At 63.1% G+C, this 17,605-nt stretch carries 9 protein-coding genes; 2 read left to right on the top strand and 7 right to left on the bottom strand.

Translation table 11 applies throughout. From position 1 onward, the window contains the following. Positions 1-69 precede the first annotated feature (69 nt). Entirely contained in the window at positions 70-1,368 is a 1,299-nt protein-coding gene (locus tag K9F62_14345; GenBank protein UJX39889.1) for a M23 family metallopeptidase, read from the top strand. Between the two features lie 326 nt (positions 1,369-1,694). On the opposite strand, the gene K9F62_14340 is transcribed toward K9F62_14345, so the two are convergent. The 3 genes from K9F62_14340 to K9F62_14330 form a co-directional block, all read right to left on the bottom strand. Then, positions 1,695-5,279 carry a phosphoenolpyruvate synthase gene (locus tag K9F62_14340; GenBank protein ID UJX39888.1) on the bottom strand — a complete coding sequence of 1,195 codons (3,585 nt, stop codon included), beginning with the start codon at positions 5,277-5,279 and terminating at the stop codon, positions 1,695-1,697. A gap of 73 nt (positions 5,280-5,352) precedes the next feature. Beyond that, entirely contained in the window at positions 5,353-9,048 is a 3,696-nt protein-coding gene (locus tag K9F62_14335) for a pyruvate carboxylase (protein UJX39887.1), read from the bottom strand. A 65-nt stretch (positions 9,049-9,113) separates the two neighbouring features. Further along, complete coding sequence (locus tag K9F62_14330) at positions 9,114-10,067, bottom strand: biotin--[acetyl-CoA-carboxylase] ligase (GenBank protein ID UJX39886.1); 954 nt, start codon at positions 10,065-10,067, stop codon at positions 9,114-9,116. 61 nt (positions 10,068-10,128) lie between these two features. Between K9F62_14330 and K9F62_14325 the strand changes: the two genes are divergently transcribed. After that, entirely contained in the window at positions 10,129-11,280 is a 1,152-nt protein-coding gene (locus tag K9F62_14325) for an HD domain-containing protein (GenBank protein ID UJX39885.1), read from the top strand. A gap of 250 nt (positions 11,281-11,530) precedes the next feature. Here K9F62_14325 and lon read toward each other — a convergent pair whose 3' ends face one another. From lon to tig, 4 genes are all read right to left on the bottom strand, one after another. Beyond that, the gene (lon, locus tag K9F62_14320; protein UJX39884.1) at positions 11,531-13,990 is read right to left on the bottom strand and encodes an endopeptidase La; all 2,460 of its coding nucleotides are present in this window, start codon (positions 13,988-13,990) and stop codon (positions 11,531-11,533) included. Positions 13,991-14,124: 134 nt separating this feature from the next. Beyond that, a complete protein-coding gene (clpX, locus tag K9F62_14315) occupies positions 14,125-15,378 on the bottom strand; it encodes an ATP-dependent Clp protease ATP-binding subunit ClpX (protein ID UJX39883.1) in 1,254 nt (417 codons plus the stop codon). Between the two features lie 57 nt (positions 15,379-15,435). Then, positions 15,436-16,050: an ATP-dependent Clp endopeptidase proteolytic subunit ClpP gene (clpP, locus tag K9F62_14310; protein UJX39882.1), complete on the bottom strand. Its 615-nt coding sequence runs from the start codon at positions 16,048-16,050 to the stop codon at positions 15,436-15,438. 172 nt (positions 16,051-16,222) lie between these two features. Further along, positions 16,223-17,554, bottom strand: a complete 1,332-nt coding sequence (tig, locus tag K9F62_14305) for a trigger factor (protein UJX39881.1) — start codon at positions 17,552-17,554, stop codon at positions 16,223-16,225. Between the last annotated feature and the right edge of the window lie 51 nt (positions 17,555-17,605).

Genomic DNA, 17,605 nt, shown 5'->3' with positions numbered 1-17,605 from the left:
CCCGGAAGCGGGGTTGCGCCTTCCCGGCCCGGCCGGTATGAAGCGGTCGGCACACGTGAGGAAGCCAGCATGAAGAAACTCGTTTTTGTCCTTTTTCTGATCTTGGTCGTGGCCGCCGGCGCGGCCGCCTATTTTTTCCTGACCGACACCGTCAAGCCCGAAATCGCGCTGTCCCCGGACAACGCCGTGGCCGCGCCCAAACGGGAATTCACCCTGACGCTCAAGGACGCCGGCGCGGGGCTCAAAAACGCCAAGGTCATCGTGACCCAGGGCGACAAGCAGATCACCCTGCTCGACAAAACCTACGCCATGCCCGTCAAGACGGCGGAGGAGAAATTCACCCTGGAGCCGGCGGGACTGCACGACGGCCCGTTCACGCTCGTGGCCACGGCCACCGACCGCTCCCTGGCCAACTTCGGGGCCGGCAACACGGTCAAGCTGAGCAAGGACGTCACCCTGGACACCATTCCGCCGCGCATCGACGTGCTGAGCCTCGCCCACAACGTCCGCCAAGGCGGCGTTGGCGCGGTGTCCTTTCAGCTGAGCGAAGACCCCGAAAGCGCCGGGGTGGTGGTCGGCGACGACTTCTATCCCGCGTTCAAGCAGGAAAACGGAAAGTATTTCGGGCTGTTCGTCTTTCCCTACGACATGGACCCCAAGGATTTCGTGCCCAAGGTCAAGGCCGTGGACAAGGCCGGCAACACCGCCTACGCCTCGTTCCGCTACCAGGCCATTCCCCGGAAATTCCGCCAGGACAGGATCAACATCTCGGACAACTTTCTCGAGTCCAAGATGCCCCAGTATTACAATATCATCACCGACACTCGCGACAATCTCGAAATCTACCTGCGGGTCAACAAGGAACTGCGCAAGAAAAACCGGGCCAAGCTGCACGATCTGGCCATGGCAACGGCCCCGACCATGCTCTGGGACAAAAAGGCCTTCCTGCGCCTGCCCAACGCCGCGCCCAAGGCCGGTTTCGGCGATCACCGGACCTACTATTACAATGGCAAGGAAATCGACCAGGAGACCCACCTGGGCGTGGACCTGGCCTCCCTCGAGGCCGCGCCGGTGCCGGCGGCCAACAGCGGCAAAGTCGTTTTCACCGGCTTTTTCGGCATCTACGGCAACGCCATCATCATCGACCACGGGCTCGGACTGCAAACGCTCTACGCCCACCTCCGGGAAATCGACGTCAAGGAAGGGCAGGACGTCAAAAAGGGCCAGATCATCGCCAAGACCGGGGCCACCGGACTCGCCGGCGGCGACCACCTGCACTTCGGCGTCCTGGTCTTCGGCCACCCCACCTCCCCTGTCGAATGGTGGGATCAGCACTGGATCGACGATAATATTCTCAATAAGATGTAAGGAATGAGAAGAGAATGCGAGAGGGGAAACCCTTTAAAAAGGGTTCTCCCCTCTCGCGCTCTCCCCTTCCTAAATCTTTTATTTTTTTATCAGGTTATCGCCGTCAGTTTGCTCTAAGAAGAAGCTGCGACACCTTTGTCGGCCATCATGAAAGAGGCCGCCCGGTAAAAAAACCGGGCGGCCTCTTTCATGATGGCCGGGGCATTTGAACCAACACCCCGCTAAAGTTTTTGAAGGGGGTCCAGGGGGAAACTTTTTTCAAAAAGTTTCCCCCTGGCCGCCGGAGGCATCCTCCCTCCCTTCTTCTATTCCTACCCTACCCTATCCTACCACTTCTTGGCGCGCTGGGTGGCCAGGGCCTCGGCCTGTTCCTTGTAGGAATCGAAGCCGGCCTGACGCAGGGCGTCGAAGACCGTGCCGGACCAGTCCCAGGTGGCGTAGAGCACCGGCTTGTGGAACAACCGCCGGAAGCTCTCCATCTCCTGATGGTAGAAATGGGCCTTGGCGCTTTCCAGATTCTCGCGCAGCTGCTCGGCGAGTCTGGTCATTTCGCCGTCGTACCAGTCCTTGATGTCGGTGGCGGTGTCGTATTTCTTGACGATGTGCTCGTACTTGTTCTCGATCAAGACGGTCTTGAGGCGTTCCAGATGCTGGGCGGCCAACCATTCGCCGAGCCGGCTGACCGGGATCTCCTCGGACTCCACATGGGCCAGGTCGAACTTCGTGCGGTAGTAGGTGTCGGGCACGACAGAGGCGCACACGATGCCGGCGATGGCGACCAGACCGCGCAGGATGAGGCTGTTGGACACGCCCTGGCCGCAAAAGCCCACCTTCTTGCCGTATTTCTGGCCGGCGAAGATGGTGACCAGAAGCGCCCAGACCACGGCCGGGTCCTCCTCGTCGTAGATGTGGCGCAAGGCCGGGTTGTCGCGGTCGGTGCCGAGCACCATCTGGGTCATGTCATTGGAACCGATGGAGAAGCCGTCGAACTCCTGGATGTACTGCTTGGCCAGGATGGCGTTGCTCGGGATCTCGGACATGATGAACATCTTGAGCCCGTCGTCGCCGGAATGGAGGTTGTGCACCTGCTCCAGGTAGCGCTTCATGGAGGTGGCCTCCTCCACGGTGCGCACGAAGGGCAGCATGATATGCAGGTTCTTGCCGCCGAAGATGCCGCGGGCAAGCTTGAACGACTCGATCTCCCAGTCGTGGATGTTGCGCGACACGCCCCGGTAGCCGAGCATGGGGTTGTCCTCCACGGTCTCGAACAAGTTGCCGCCGAGCAGGTTTCTGTACTCGTTGGACTTGAAATCCGTGGTCCGGTAAAGGATGGGCTTGCCGTGGAAGGCCATGGCGAAAAGCCCCAACCCCTGGGACAGGGTCTGGACGTAGAGTTCCTTGCCGGAGCGGAAGCCCCGGGAGAAGAGCTGCTTGCGAATCTTGGCCAAAAGCGCGGTGAGGTCGTCGATCTGGCCCTTGATGCCGATTTGCCGCGCGACTTCCTGGCGCATGGCCACGATCTTGGCCAGGGTATCCTTGATGATGGGCTCTTCGGCCACGGCGGCCACGCGATCGTCGATATGCGCCTTGATCTCGTAGCGGCGCTTGATCGCGTCGGGATCGACGGCCTTTTCCTGGAGCTCGTCCCAGTAGCCGAGCACAATGGCCACATGGGTGGCGAGGTCGGCCGAGGTCTTGAGCAGGTCCAGGCGGCGGGTGACCTCTTCCAGGTGGTGATCGAGCTTCTTCTCCAGTTCGCGGATGCGACGGTGCACGGCCATGACCTCGTCCGTGCCCCGGGCGCCGGCATGGTCGGCCAGGGCGTCGAGCTCGCTGGTCAGGCCGGTGATGAGCCCCACGTAGCTGCGAAGCTTGATCTGGACGTTGATGTAGCCGGCGGCCATCTGCTCGCGCACGATCTTGGTCAGCTTGGCGTCGAATTCCTTGACCTTGCTTTCGATCAGCGCCGGCAGGGTGCCGTTGTCGTAGGCCTCGAGGGCCTGGGGATGGACGCCGATGTTGCCGAGCATGAACTCGGCGCGAAGCAGCCCCACCTCAAAATCGGAAACGGTGCGCAGCCGCGACAGGAAAAGAGCCTGTCCCACGTCGGCCAGGATCAAGCCGACCTTGGTCTTGGTGGGCGGGAGCTTGGCGATGTCCATCTCGCCGCCGACTTCCTCCAGGGGCAAAAGCCCGCGGTAGACACAGCCGCGCGAACCGTCGACGGTGACGTACTGCCCGTCGAGGGCGCGCAGGGTCTCGGCGCGCTGGATGCCGATGACGGCCGGGATGCCGAGTTCGCGCGAGGTGATGGCGGCGTGGCTGGTGTCGCCGCCGGCATCGGCCAGGATGGCCGAAGCCACGCGCATGCCCGGCACCATGTCCGGATCGGTGCGCTCGGCGGCCAGGATGTCGCCCTTCTGAATCTTGTTGAGTTCCAGGGCGGAACGCAGAAAGCGGACCATGCCCTGACCGGCCCCGCGCGAAGCGCCGTTGCCCTCGAGGATCACCTCGGCCGAGGCCACGGCCTTTTTCTCCACTTCCATGCGGCGCATGAAGATGGTGTGGGGATGGCGCTCGAGTTCCTCGTTCCACCGCGTCTCGGGCCGGGCCTGGACGAACCACAGGCGGTCGGACTGGTCGATGCAGAACTCGGTGTCCATGATGCAGCCGCCGTAGGCGACGCTGATCGCCCGCACGCCCCGGGCCACTTCCTCGGCCTGGGCCAGGGACAACGCCCAGCGATAGGCCTCCTCGTCGCTGACCTTGACCAGCTTGGTGCCGCCGGCCTCGTCGTAGACGATCTTCTTGTCCTTGTAGCCCATGTTGCGGATGACGACTTCGGAGCCGTCGTCGCGCTGAAAGACATAGAGCTTGTCCGGGGTGACCATGCCGCCGACCACGGCCTCGCCGAGGCCGTAGCTGGCGTCGATGGAGACGAGGTCGTTGCGGGAGGTGCCCCGGCAGCCGGTGGCCGTGTCCGCGGCAAAGGCCGTGCCGGAGATCACGGGATTGATCATGCGCATGATGCACACGGACAGCGAGGTGTTCTCGATGGCCCATTCCTGCTTGGCCGTCTCGGCGATGGAATTGTCGCCGGTGCGTTCGGCCAGGGCCACGGCGTCGAGAATGGCCTCGCGGCGGTAGGTCATGGAGCGCAGGTTATAGGCCGAGGCGCAGTCCCACTGATAGGCCGTGACCGCGTGGGCGGCGCCGACGATATTGAGATAGGTGTCCTGCAGGCCGGCGAAAGCCTTCTTGCGGCTGTCCTCGCCGGCGGCCGAGGAGCGCACGGCCACGGGCACGTCCTCGAGACCGGCGTCGCGGCAGATATCGTTGTAGGCGTTGGAAACGGCTTCCCGGACCTCGGCCGGCATGTCCACGGCGAGGATGGCGACCTGGACGAGCACGGAGCGTTTGCGCAGCTGGTCGATGCCTTCGGGAGAGGTGGCGAAGCCCTCGACCACGTTGTTTATGAACGTGCGCAGCATGATGGAGGAACCCGAGGCGTCGGCGATCTTGGCCCTGACTTCATCGGCCAGATCGCGAACGAGGTTCTTCATATATTCCGGGTCACTGTTGACGTCTTCGTCATTCCAGTTGACGCGGCGATAGCCGTCGTTGACCACCTCGCGGATGAGCGCCGCGTTGACCCGGGTCTCGTCGAGCACCCGGTGGAAGGCCACGGAGGATACGGCCCTAAACTGGGGCGCGCGGATGCCTCCGATCTGGCTTATGAGAGCGGTATTGTAGTTCTTGCCGCCGACGAGAATCTCGGCATCCTCGCCCATGCCGACAATATCGGCCCCGGTGAGGATGATCGTGGTGGCGGTATCGATGGCCGCGCCTTCCTTTTTGGCGGACGTGGCGTCGTCCTGGCGCGGTTGGTCTTTGGCTTTGGTCTTGGCCATTTTCCCCTCCTTGATATCTTCCGGCTCGGCGCGCCGGTCCGGCCGGCCGCCGTCAACATGTTCGTGGCAGCGATCACACCTCTTGGCCGCAGTTGGGGCAGAACTTGAAACGCTCGTCGGGCACGGGCTGCCGACAGGACGGGCAGTCCTTGGTGACGGGTCCCAGTTCCACCAGCAACTCGCCTTCCTTGACAGGGACCATCTTGCGGTCGTTGGCGTAATCGGCGCTTTTGAGCACCCGTTTGACCGTGGCGTCCAGAGGGGCGGCCACGGATTTCTCCTGCTTCATGACCGAGATGTTGAAGAGTTCCTCCCCGGCCTTGACGTAGTCGTTGGGACTGACCTGCATGACCCACAGATCGCCGGAGACCGGCGCGCCCACATGGTAGGGATTGTTCGGGTCGGCCATCTCCACCTGCGGCGCGGTGCCGCCCTGGGGCGCGGCCACAGCCACGCGGTGGCTCAGGATTTCCGAATCCAGGGCGTAGCGCACAGTGGCGGCGCCGGCTTCATCGGGGCGCGAGATGTTGAGTATGGACATATGATGCGGCTTGCCCTGGCTGTCGCTAAACAGCAGTTCCTCGCCCGGTTCGAGACCCTCGAACCAGACGTCCAGGGGAAGTTTGTTAGGATCGCCGAATTTCTTGCGAAATTCAATAGTCTTTAAGGCATCGCCCGGATGGTTCAGATACAGCACGAATTCCTCGTCCGTGGGTTCGCGACCGATCTGGCCGGTGAGCGCCGCCCGCTCCGCCGCCATGTCGACTTCGCCCAGGGCGTCCAGGGGCGACTCCTCGGTGCGCTCGGCGATGGCCTTCTTCCACTCCGCGCCAAAGGCGCTTTCGTAGACCCAGTCGGGCGGGAAGCCAAGAGGCATCTTGCCGAACTTGCCGAGCAGCAGGTTGCGGAAGGCGTCGTTGCAGTTGGCGTAGAGCAGCAACCGGTCATGCCGGGCTGCCTGGGTCAGGCATTCTTCCGGCGTTTCGCCCACGGCCTCGAGCACCTCGAGCATGTCCTTGACCGCCCGTTCGCCGCCGGCCTTATAGGCGCTGGTCACGGCCAGAAAGGCCGTGTTCCAGGTGATCTGGGAACCAGGGGTGACGTCGTGGTAGCGCACGATCTTGCGGGTGCCGGCCAGGAACTTGAGCATATAGGGAAGCAGATGGATGTAGCCCTGCTTCATGGCCCCTTCCTGGGACGAAGACGTGGCGCCGCCGGGCATGGCGTGCTCGACCACGTCGTAGTCGATGCCCTGGAAGTACGGGGCGGTGTAACGGTCGTAGTAGGGCATGATCTGCTTGAGCACGAAGTTGGCGGCCCGGATCATGTCCTTGTTGTCCTTGGTCAGGGCCACGGGCACGCCGAGGTCTTCCTCGATGTAGGCCGCGGTGGAAAGGACCTCGCCCTGGCCGTACCAGCGCACGGAAGCGCCGATGGCCGTGTCGACGATATGGCAGCCGGCCTCGGCCGCCGCCCCGACCGCCGGCACGAAGAGGCCGTCCGTGTAGTGGCGATGGTAGTCGAGCACCAGGTCCGGGTAGGCTGTGCGGATGGCTTTCACCATCTCCCGCACGAAACGCGGCGGGCACATGCCGGCCATGTCCTTGAGGCACAGGATGATGCTTTTGGCGGCCTTGGTCTTGGTCATGCCGCCGGCCTTGGCGATCTGGTCCAGGATGGCCTCGAGCACGCCCATGTAATGGTGCACGTCAAAGCCCTTGGCGAAGGAGAACGAGATGGCCGGCTCGAAGATGATGCCGGGGCGCGACAGGGCCACCTCGGCAAATGGGTACATATTATCGATATGATTGAGGAAGTCGAAGCAGCGGATGATGTCGTAGTGCTCGCAGATCATCTCGCCGGTCAGCCGCATGAGGTTTCGCGGCTGGGGCTTGTAGCCGAGCACGTTGGTCGAACGGATAAGCAGCTGCTTGAGGGTCTTGGGCGCGAACTGGTTCCACTGGGCCGCCTCGGTGAAGGGGTAGGTCATGTTGGCCATCATGGCCACGTGGAAGTGCGCGCCGCCACCGTTCTCCAGGGAAAGGAAGCCGCAGTTGTCGAGATAGGGCCCGACCAACTCGTCCTCGGCCAGGCGGAAGCGGTTGCCGCTGTTGGACTGGGTGATGTCGCGGGTGGTCGTGTCCACGAAGTGGACCTTGCCGGAATCGCGCACGTAGTCGAGGATGCCCTGGCGGTCGCCGCGCGGATAGGGGCTTTCGTGCTTGCGGAAATCGACTTCGGGCAGGTGGGGCCTGAAGCGGCCCAGGCGGTAATCCTCGCGGCCCCGGTATTTGCCGAGCATGACGTGGGGGTTGTAGCCCCGGGCGGCAATGTCGGCCACCAGCCACGACAGGCGAAGCGATTCCGGTTCCTCGTCGCGGTAATTGAGCAGATAGGGATTGGCGGCGATGAACTTGGTGTCGAAATCGCCCTTGATGAAATCCTGGTTGCTCAAAATCTGGCGGTGGAACGGGATCGTGGTCTTGAGCCCGCCGATGATGTACTCGCGCAGCGCCCGCTCCATGACAGCCACCACCTTGGGCCAATTGCGGCCATAGGCGATAAGGAGCGCCCCGGCCGAATCGTACTGGGTGGGGAACTCGTAGCCGGCGGACAGGCAGGAATCGAGGCGGATGCCCTGGCCGCCGGGGGACAGGTAGCGGGCGATGAGCCCGGCGTTGGGCGTAAAGTTCTGCTTGGGGTCCTCGCAGTTGATGCGCAGCTGCATGGCGTGCAAAAACGGCTGCGTATCGCCGCAGTTGAACCGCAGCTTGCCGCCGAAGGCGATGTTGATCTGCTCTTCCACCAAATCGACGCCATAGCGACACTCGGTGATGCCATGCTCCACCTGCAACCGGGTGTTGACCTCGATGAGGTACGGTTCGCCGTCGGCGTCGACCAGAAATTCCACCGTGGCCAGGGAATAATAGCCCGTCTCGCGTACGAGGCGTTCGGCGTAGTCCTTGAGGCGCTGGCGCAGTTCGTCGGTCATGCCGCGCCAGGGCGAGGGCGTGATCTCGACGAGTTTCTGGTGGTTGCGCTGCACGGAACAATCGCGCTCGTCAAAAGCGAAAATGTTGCCGTGCATGTCGGCCGCCACCTGGATTTCGATATGGCGTACGGACGTAAGCAGCTTTTCCACGAACAGGCGCGGATTGCCGAACGAGGCCTGGGCCATGGCCGAGGCCTTGGAAAAAGCGGATTCGAGCTGAGCTTCGGAATAAATTTCGTAGATGCCTCGGCCGCCGCCGCCGCCCTCGGCCTTGAGCATGATGGGAAAGCCGATCTTGGCCGCGATCTCGCGGGCCTCGGGGATGGTGACCGAACCTTCGGAGCCGGGTACGACCGGGACGCCGAGGGACATGGCGATCTTGCGTACCTCGACCTTGTTGCCGAGCTTTTTCATGGCCTCGGCCGAGGAACCGATGAAGATGATGCCGGCTTCGGCGCATTTGCGCGGAAATTCCTCGTCTTCCGAAGCGAAGCCCCAGCCGGGGTGGATAGCCACCACACCGTGGGCCTTGGCTTTTTTGATGATGCCGTCGATATCGAGGTAGGCCCGCGGGTCGGCCCCCAACGTGATGAGTTCGTGAGCGCCGGCGGTGGCCGGAGACGTCATGTCCACATCGGTGACGGTCAAAACCGGAATGGCGTGGAGCCGTTCGCGAATGGAACGCAACACCCGCCGGGCGGAAATCCCCCGGTTGGCGACGAGAATCTTTTTCCCTTCCACTTCGGAAAGGACTTCAAGGAACGTCTTGGCGATCATGCTGTCCTCTCACCCCAGGGGGCGACCAATCCTATTGTCACGTGTGACTTTCCGGCGGGGGCCGGCTATAAAAGGAGGGAGATGCTCCCGCTGAGAAGCGTCATATCCTGCCCGGGGCCCTGATCGTCACGCCGCAGCCGAAGCCCCCCGTCCTCGGTCAAACCAACGATCCGCGCCCGAAAACCGTCCGCATCGCTTTCACGCACGAGCACCTCCCGCCCCATCCAGGCCAGACGGCCCTCCAGGAAACGGGATAACTCCCGCGCGCCCGATACCGCAACGCACTGCCGATAGCAGGTTTGCCCGGACTTCACAAGTTCGGCCCACAGCGTAACAGCGCCGGGGACCTCGCCAAAAGCGCCAAGCGCCGCCGCCGGGGCGGCATGTTCCCGGCGTAAAAAGGCCGCATCCGGGGCACTGGACAGATTGATCCCGATGCCGGCCACAACCGCCCCGCCCTGCTCTTCGAGCAATATGCCGCCCACCTTGCAACCGTCCACCAGCAGGTCGTTGGGCCACTTGACCCGGGCCGCGAGCCCCTTGTCATAGAGCGCATCGGCCAGGCAGGCCCCGACGACAACCGGCGCGGCGTTGCCAAGCGGGCCGGAATCGGCGGGCCAGGAAAGCGCGGCATAAAGGTTTCCCGGCGGGGAAACCCAGTCCCGACGCATCTGGCCCCGGCCGCTGGTCTGGGTAAGCGCCAGCACCGAGGAAAAAGGCGGCAAAAATCCGGCCGCGACGAAGACGCGGGCCACATCCAGGCTCGAGCCGCAGCGTCCCACGCACAAAACGGCATCGGCCACCTGGCCGGCATCCCCTTCGGCCACGAGCCACCTTCCGGCGGCGGGGCCATACTCCGGGCCGAGGGCGACCTCGCGCCACGGGGCCAGCCGCGCCATGTCGGCCGCCCACAGTGGATGGGAACCCGCCAGAATTTCAGGAGAAAGCGCCCCGGCCAGCTCCGGCGCACCGTCGCGCCAAAGCCAGATGCCCCCCCCCGCGAAGGGGTTTTGCGGCATGGAGCCTTCGCCCCCTGGATTTTTCAGGCTTTTTGGGCCAATGTCCGCACCGGAGTCATGCATGAAACGGTATCTCGTAGGCGGCGCGGTCCGCGACATTCTGCTGGGCCGCCCTGTGATGGATCAGGATTATCTCATTGTCGACGCCACGCCCGAGGCGTTTATGCGAAGGTATCGGAGAGCCCGGCAAGTCGGCAAGACCTTTCCGGTTTTCATGCTCGGCAGCGCCCAGTACGCCTGGCCGCGCGGCGGGGATATCCATGAGGATCTGCTGGCCCGGGACCTCACCATAAACGCCATCGCCATGGGCGATTCGAGCCATATCGCCGGCCGGCTGCACTTCCATCCCCTGGCCCTGCCCGATCTGCGCGACCGGATTTTGCGCCCGTGCGGCGAGATGTCCATGTTCGACGATCCGCTGCGCGTCTTCCGAGCGGCCCGGTTCGCGGCCTCGTTGCCCGATTTTTCGCCCCACCCGGAACTGATCGCCCAGATGCGGGCCGTGGCCGCCTGCGGGGCGCTCGACGACGTTTTCGCCGAACGCGTGGCCCAGGAAGTACGCAAGGCCCTGGACGCGGCCAAACCCTCGCGCTTTTTCAGCCTGCTGGCCGAAACCGGCTGTCTGCTGCCCTGGATGCCCGAACTCGAAGCCGCGCGAAACGTGCCGGCCGGCCCACCCGAGCATCATGACGGCAGCGTGTTCACCCACCTGTGCGATCTGGTCGACATTCTCGCCGGCAAGCCCATCGCCGGCTGGATGGCCGTATGCCACGACCTGGGCAAGACGCTGACGCCGGAAAGCCAGTGGCCGAGCCACCACGGCCATGACGACGTCGGGGCCGACGTGGCCGAGGAACTCGGCAAACGCCTCAAGCTCCCCAACCGGGTGCGCGAGGCCGGCGTGGCGGCGGCAAGACTGCACATGAAGGCGGCGCACTACGGGGAGCTGCGGGCCGGCACCCGGGTGGACATGCTCACCTGGCTGCACAAGCACGAACTGGTCGAACCGCTGTTCGAGGTCGTGGCCGCCGATTGCGGCGCGGACGTCTGGCCGCTGGCTAAGCGGGACCTGCGCGACATGCTGTCGGTGCATCTGCCCGGCAAACAGCGCATGCGCGGCCCGGTGTCCGGCGAAAAGCTGCGCAAACTGCGCTGCCAGAAGCTGGCCGAGCTGGACCGGCAACGCGAAGAAGAGGCGTCGGATTCGGAATAAGAAGTGCGAGAGGGGGACCCTTTTTGGAAAAAAGGGTCCCCCTCTCGCGCTCTCCCCTCCCCAAAACTTTTCAAGGGGTAAGCGGGGCGGCGAAACTTTCGACCGCTCTTCGCCATAAAAAAGCGAGGGCTGCTTGCAGCCCTCGCTTTTTTATGGCGGGAAAGGGGGGACCGGGGGGCATCAAGCCCCCCGGCGGTGGGGTCCAGGGGAGGCGGAGCCTCCCCTGGCCGCCGGAGGCACATCCAACCGGCTAATGCCGGGGCTCGGGGCGGAACTCTTCCTTGAGCAACGACTCGGCCAGGGGCACGTCGTTGCCGAGGCTGCGACAGAACACCTTTTCCGGCTCCTGGCAGACGAGCGCCTTGGACAGCACCTCGTCCATGCTCTCGACCGTGATGATCTTCATGTCCTTGAGGATGGCCTCGGGCACCTCCTTCAAGTCCTTTTCGTTTTCCGCCGGAATGATCGCCGTGCGGATAAGGCCCCGGTGGGCGGCGAGGAGCTTCTCGCGCAGACCGCCGATGGGCAGCACCCGGCCGCGAAGCGTTATTTCGCCGGTCATGGCCAGGTCGTTTCGCACCGGGATATTGAGCAGCGCCGAGATGATGGTCGTGGCCAGCGTGATGCCGGCCGACGGGCCGTCCTTGGGAATGGCGCCCTCGGGCACGTGGATGTGGATGTCGATTTCCTTGTGGAAATCGGGCTTGAGGCCGTAGAGCCCCGAACGGGAGCGCAGGTAGGACAGCGCCGCCCGGGCCGATTCCTGCATCACGTCGCCGAGTTTGCCCGTGATCTCCACCTTGCCCGTGCCGGGCATGATGGCGGCCTCGACCATGAGAATCTCGCCGCCGACTTCGGTGTAGGCCATGCCTGTGCAAAGCCCGACGCGCGGCGCGGCCTCCATCTCGCCATGGCGGTGCTTGGGCACGCCGAGGTACGATTCGAGGTTTTCGGTGGTGACGGGAAATGCCCCGTCGTTGTCCTTGCCCTCGACCAACTTGCGGGCCACCTTGCGGCAGACCGAGGCCAGCTCGCGCTCGAGGTTACGCACCCCGGCCTCGCGGGTATAGCGCCGAATGACCTCAAGCAGCGCATCGTTGGCAAAATCCAGGTTCTCGGGTTTCAGGCCGTGCTGCTCGATGTTCTTGGGCATCAGGAACCGGCTGCCGATCTCCATCTTTTCCGTTTCCAGGTAGCCGGGGATGCGGATGATCTCCATGCGGTCCTGGAGGGGCAGCGGGATAGAATGCAGGGAGTTGGCCGTGGTGATGAAAAAGATCTTGGACAGGTCGTAGTCCAGATCCAGATAATGGTCGTTGTAGGCGTAGTTCTGCTCGGGATCGAGGACTTCCAGAAGCGCGGACGAGGGATCGCCGCGGAAATCCGTGCTCATCTTGTCCACTTCGTCCAGGCAGAAAACGGGATTGTTGAACTTCACGCGCTTAAGCGACTGGATGATCTTGCCGGGCAGCGCCCCGACATAGGTCCGCCTATGGCCGCGAATCTCGGCCTCGTCGCGCACGCCGCCAAGGGACAAGCGCACGAACTCCCGATCCATGGCCCGGGCGATGGACTTGGCAAGGGACGTCTTACCGACGCCGGGGGGACCGACCAGACAGAGGATGGGGCCCTTGATGCGCTCGACCAGTTTCTGCACGGCCAGGTATTCCAGGATGCGTTCCTTGGGCTTTTCCAGGCCAAAGTGGTCTTCGTTGAGCACTTTTTCCGCAGCGGCGATGTCGAGGTCCGTCTCCTTGTAGACGTTCCACGGCAAATCCAGAATCCACTCCACGTAGTTGCGCACCACCGTGTACTCGGCAGACGAGGGCGGAATCTGGCGCAGCTTTTTGATCTCGCGCAGGGTCTTCTCCCGGGCCTCGTCGGACATGTTCTTCTCGCCCAGGCGCGTCTCGAATTCGGCGGCCTCGGCCCCGGGATCGTCCTCGCGGCCCATCTCCTTGTTGATCGCCTTGATCTGCTCGTTAAGGTAATATTCCTTCTGGTTCTTCTCCATCTGCTGCTTGACGCGGTTTTTGATCCGCTTCTCGATGGAGGAGATTTCGATCTCGCCCTGGAGGAAGGCATAGGTCTCTTCCAGGCGCTTGACCGGCTCGAGCTCTTCAAGGACGCTTTGCTTCTTGATGTAGTCCACCTTGAGGTGGGGCATGACGGCGTCGGCGAGCCGACCCGGCGAGGTGATGGAATTGATCGCCAGGATGGTCTCGGGGGCCAGCTTCTTGTTGATGCGGCCGTAATGCTCCAGGGCCTCCTGGGTGGCCCGGATCAGCGCGTCGGATTCCGGACCGTGGGATTCCTCTTCCGGAACCCGGGTCACGGTGACCATGGGATAGTCGGCATCCTCGCCGACGCCCATGGTCTGCGGCTCCCACTCGGCCCGGTACAGGCCCTCGAAAAGAACCTTGATCGTGCCGTCGGGCAGGCGCAGCATCTGGAGAATCTTGCTGACCGTGCCCATCTCGAAGAGGTCCTCGGCGCTCGGTTTTTCCGTTTCCGGCGAGCGCTGGGCGACGAGGAAGATCTTCTTGTCGTGGACGGCAACGGCCTGTTCGATGGCCTTGATGGACGCCTCGCGGCCGACGAAAAGCGGCGCGATGGAGCGCGGGAACATGACCACTTCCCGCAGGCTCATCATGGGCAGGCGTATGGACTCGGCGGCAAACCGGTCGGTGTCGAAGGTAAAACCCGTCATGAAACCTCCCGTTTTCGGGGTTGGCATCGGCTTTCGCCCGCCGGACCGGAGACTGTCCGGCCCGACGGGCGGATGCGGCGAATGCTCAAGGTAAGGCCGAAAAAAACGATGTCAAACGGGAGGCGGCAACATCGTCAGGCCGATTTGACTTCCTGGTGGTAGAACAGAAGCGGCTCGAGGCCCTTCTCCACCACGGCCTTGTTGATGACGCACTCCTTGACGCCGGTCAGCGACGGCAACTTGTACATGATCTCGAGCATGATGCTCTCCATGACGTTGCGCAGTCCCCGGGCGCCGGTCTTGCGTTCGATGGCTTTTTCGGCAATGGCGTCCATGGCGTTTTTCGTAAACCGCAGACGCACCTTGTCCAGTTCAAAGAGCTTCTGGTACTGCTTGACCAAGGCATTTTTCGGCTCGGTCAGGATGCGCACCAGGTCGTCCTTGGTCAATTCCTCAAGGCCGGTGAGGATCGGAATACGGCCGATGAATTCCGGAATCAGGCCGAACTTGATCAGGTCGGCCGGATGGGCCTGGGCCAGCATCCGGGTCGCGTCGTCGTCGTGGCGCGCCTCCACCTTGGCCCCAAACCCCATGGACGTTCCCCGCATGCGCTGGCCCACGATCTTCTCCAGGCCGATGAACGCGCCGCCGACGATAAAGAGGATGTTGGCGGTATTTAAGCGGATGAACTCCTGCTGCGGGTGCTTGCGCCCGCCCTTGGGCGGGATGTTGGCCTCGGTGCCTTCGATGATCTTGAGAAGCGCCTGCTGCACGCCCTCGCCCGACACGTCGCGGGTGATGGACGGGCTGTCGCCCTTGCGCGCGATCTTGTCGATCTCGTCGATGTAGATGATGCCGCGGCTGGCGGACTCGATGTCGTAATCCGCGTTCTGCAACAGCTGCACCAGGATATTTTCCACATCCTCGCCCACGTAGCCGGCCTCGGTCAGGGTGGTGGCGTCGGCGATGGCGAAGGGGACGTTCAGGATGCGGGCCAGGGTCTGGGCGAGCAGCGTCTTGCCCGACCCGGTGGGACCGATCAGGAGGATGTTGCTCTTGTCGATCTCCACGTCGTCGGGGCTCGCGGCCCCGGCGTAGTATACGCGCTTGTAGTGGTTGTGGACGGCCACGGCCAGAATCTTCTTGGCCTGTTCCTGGCCGATGACATACTCGTCGAGCAGCCGCTTGATCTCGGCCGGGGGCAGGAGCTTGCCGCCCTCGGTTTCTTCGCTGACGGACTCCTGGGCGATGATCTCGTTGCAAAGCGCAACGCACTCGTCGCAGATGTACACGTCCGGGCCGGCGATCAGCCGCTGGACCTCATCCTGGTTCTTGCCGCAAAACGAGCAGCACAACTCGCCCGACACAGGGCTTTTTTTTCGCGTCATACGGGAAAACCCACTTTGCCCGGGCCTCCGGGCCATTTAAGCGAAACCCAGACGCGCCTAGGCGTCCCGGGGTTCCGTTTTTGCAACAGGTTCCCTGGAGGTCAACACCTTATCGATGAGGCCATAGGCCATGGCTTCCTCGGCGCTCATGAAATTGTCGCGCTCGGTGTCGACCTGGATCTTCTCGATGGGCTGGCCGGTGTGCTTGGCCATGATTTCGTTGAGCGCCTCGCGGGTGCGCTTGGTTTCCTTGGCATGGATCTCGATATCCGTGGCCTGGCCCTGGAAGCCGCCCGAAGGCTGGTGGATCATGATGCGGCTATGGGGCAGGGCATAGCGCATGCCGGTCGCGCCGGCGCAAAGGAGCAGCGCGCCCATGCTGGCGGCCTGGCCCATGCACAGGGTGGACACCGGCGGCAGGATGAACTGCATGGTGTCGTAGATGGCCAGCCCCGCCGAGACGACGCCGCCCGGGGAGTTGATGTACATGAAAATTTCCTTCTCCGGGTCCTCGGACTCGAGAAAGAGCAGCTGGGCGCAGATCAGGTTGGCCACGTAATCGTCCACCGCGCTGCCGAGCAAAATGATGCGGTCCTTTAAAAGGCGCGAATAAATGTCGTAGGCCCGTTCGGAACGGCCGGTGGTCTCGATGACAATAGGGACGGTAGTCATTGCGCTCCCTTTTTGCGCCGGAGGGCGACACGGTGCGACATTTTCGTCGCCAGCCGCCTTCGCCGCGACCGCAGGGGGTTGGGGGTTTCGGGCGAAACGGCGGCATCCCCGCCGTTTCACCCACCATGACCGCATTGTAGGCCATGCAAAAAAGAAGCCAAATCGTAACGCGCTAGTCGCGCACGCCGTATCCCTGCGCATCGGCCGGATTTTCAACAGCCGGCACCTTGGTCACCAGGGCATTGGCGTAAATGAAATCGGCAGCTTTGTCCGCCAGCAGCTTGTCACGGACCATGATCATGAGCCCGTTATCCTCGTAGTAGCGCTTGAGCAGCACCACATCCTGCCCGGTCTGGGTGGACAGGCGGTAGAAAAACGCGTCCATCTCCTGCGGGCTGACGGAGAGCTCCTCCTTGGCGGCCACCGCGGCGAGGAAAATCTGGGTCTTGACCAGTTCCTCGGCCTTGGGCTTGAGATCGGCTTCCAGGTCAGCCATGGTCTTGCCCACGCCGGCGAGGCTCTTGCCCTGCCGCTCCAACTTCTGCACGAAATCGTCGGCCATGCTGGAAAGCTGCTGCTCGACCACGGACTCCGGCAGGGGGAACTCCACCTGGGCCAGGAGGTTGTCCAGCAACTTTTTCTGGGCCGAGGACCGGTGCAGGTCCTCTCGGGACTTCTTGTAGGACATGGTAATGGCTTCGCGCATCTTGTCCAGGTTTTCGAAGTTGCCGGCTTTCTTGGCAAGCTCGTCGTCCACCTCGGGCAGGAGGCGTTCCTTGATGACATGCACGGCCACTTTCATGAGCACGGTACGGCCGGCCAGGTCGGTATTGATGAAGTCGGACGGGAAGGTCATCTCGGAAGAGCCCTCCTCGCCGGCCGGCACGGTCTTGATGAGCGCCTCGAACTCGGGCAGGGCCTGGCCTTCGCCAAGGGTCAGTTCGAAGTTCTCGGCCCGCACGCCGGGAATGGGCGCGTCGTTTTCAAAAGCCTCGAAGGTGACGGAAACGACCTCGCCATCCTTGGCCGGACGGGCGTCGGCAATGGGCTTCACCTCGGCCAGGTTCTTGCGCACGCGCTCGACCACGACATCGATTTCGCCGTCGCCGACCACGACTTCCTCTTCCTCGATGGCCTGGCCCTTGTAATCGGGCAGATCGAATGCCGGGGCGTGCTCGAAGGTGAAGCTGTAGTCCAGGGGCTCGCCTTTTTGCAGCGCGGCGTCGCCCACGTCCAGGCCGGAGAGCGGCGACAGCTTGAGTTCGCCCATGATCTCATTGACATGGACGTTTATCAGATCGGTGGTGGCTTCGGCGGTGATTTCCTTTTTAAACCGCGACTCGATGACGCTGGAGGGCACCTTGCCCTTGCGGAAGCCCTTGATGTCGGCCTTGGAGCGGTAGAGGGCGACGGCAGTGGCCAGGGCGGCATCCGCTTCCTCGGCGGGGACGGTGACGTTGACCTGCGTTTTGACAGGCGAAATCTGATTGACGGTATATTCCAAGGCTTCCTCCAGGATTATCGCCCCTCTCCGGGTCTGGCGGGGCGGATTTCG

This window comes from Desulfovibrio sp. JY, from assembly GCA_021730285.1.
GTDB lineage: Bacteria > Desulfobacterota > Desulfovibrionia > Desulfovibrionales > Desulfovibrionaceae > Solidesulfovibrio.
The sequence above is the reverse complement of the archived record's forward strand: the minus strand, read 5'-3'. Positions and strand labels throughout refer to the sequence as shown.

Coding starts and splice junctions, on each gene's coding strand:
- lon (UJX39884.1), bottom strand. CDS start 13,990: ATGACGGGTTTTACCTTCGACACCGACCGGTTTGCCGCCGAGTCCATA.
- clpP (UJX39882.1), bottom strand. CDS start 16,050: ATGACTACCGTCCCTATTGTCATCGAGACCACCGGCCGTTCCGAACGG.
- K9F62_14325 (UJX39885.1), top strand. CDS start 10,129: ATGAAACGGTATCTCGTAGGCGGCGCGGTCCGCGACATTCTGCTGGGC.
- K9F62_14335 (UJX39887.1), bottom strand. CDS start 9,048: ATGATCGCCAAGACGTTCCTTGAAGTCCTTTCCGAAGTGGAAGGGAAA.
- K9F62_14345 (UJX39889.1), top strand. CDS start 70: ATGAAGAAACTCGTTTTTGTCCTTTTTCTGATCTTGGTCGTGGCCGCC.
- K9F62_14330 (UJX39886.1), bottom strand. CDS start 10,067: ATGCCGCAAAACCCCTTCGCGGGGGGGGGCATCTGGCTTTGGCGCGAC.
- clpX (UJX39883.1), bottom strand. CDS start 15,378: ATGACGCGAAAAAAAAGCCCTGTGTCGGGCGAGTTGTGCTGCTCGTTT.
- K9F62_14340 (UJX39888.1), bottom strand. CDS start 5,279: ATGGCCAAGACCAAAGCCAAAGACCAACCGCGCCAGGACGACGCCACG.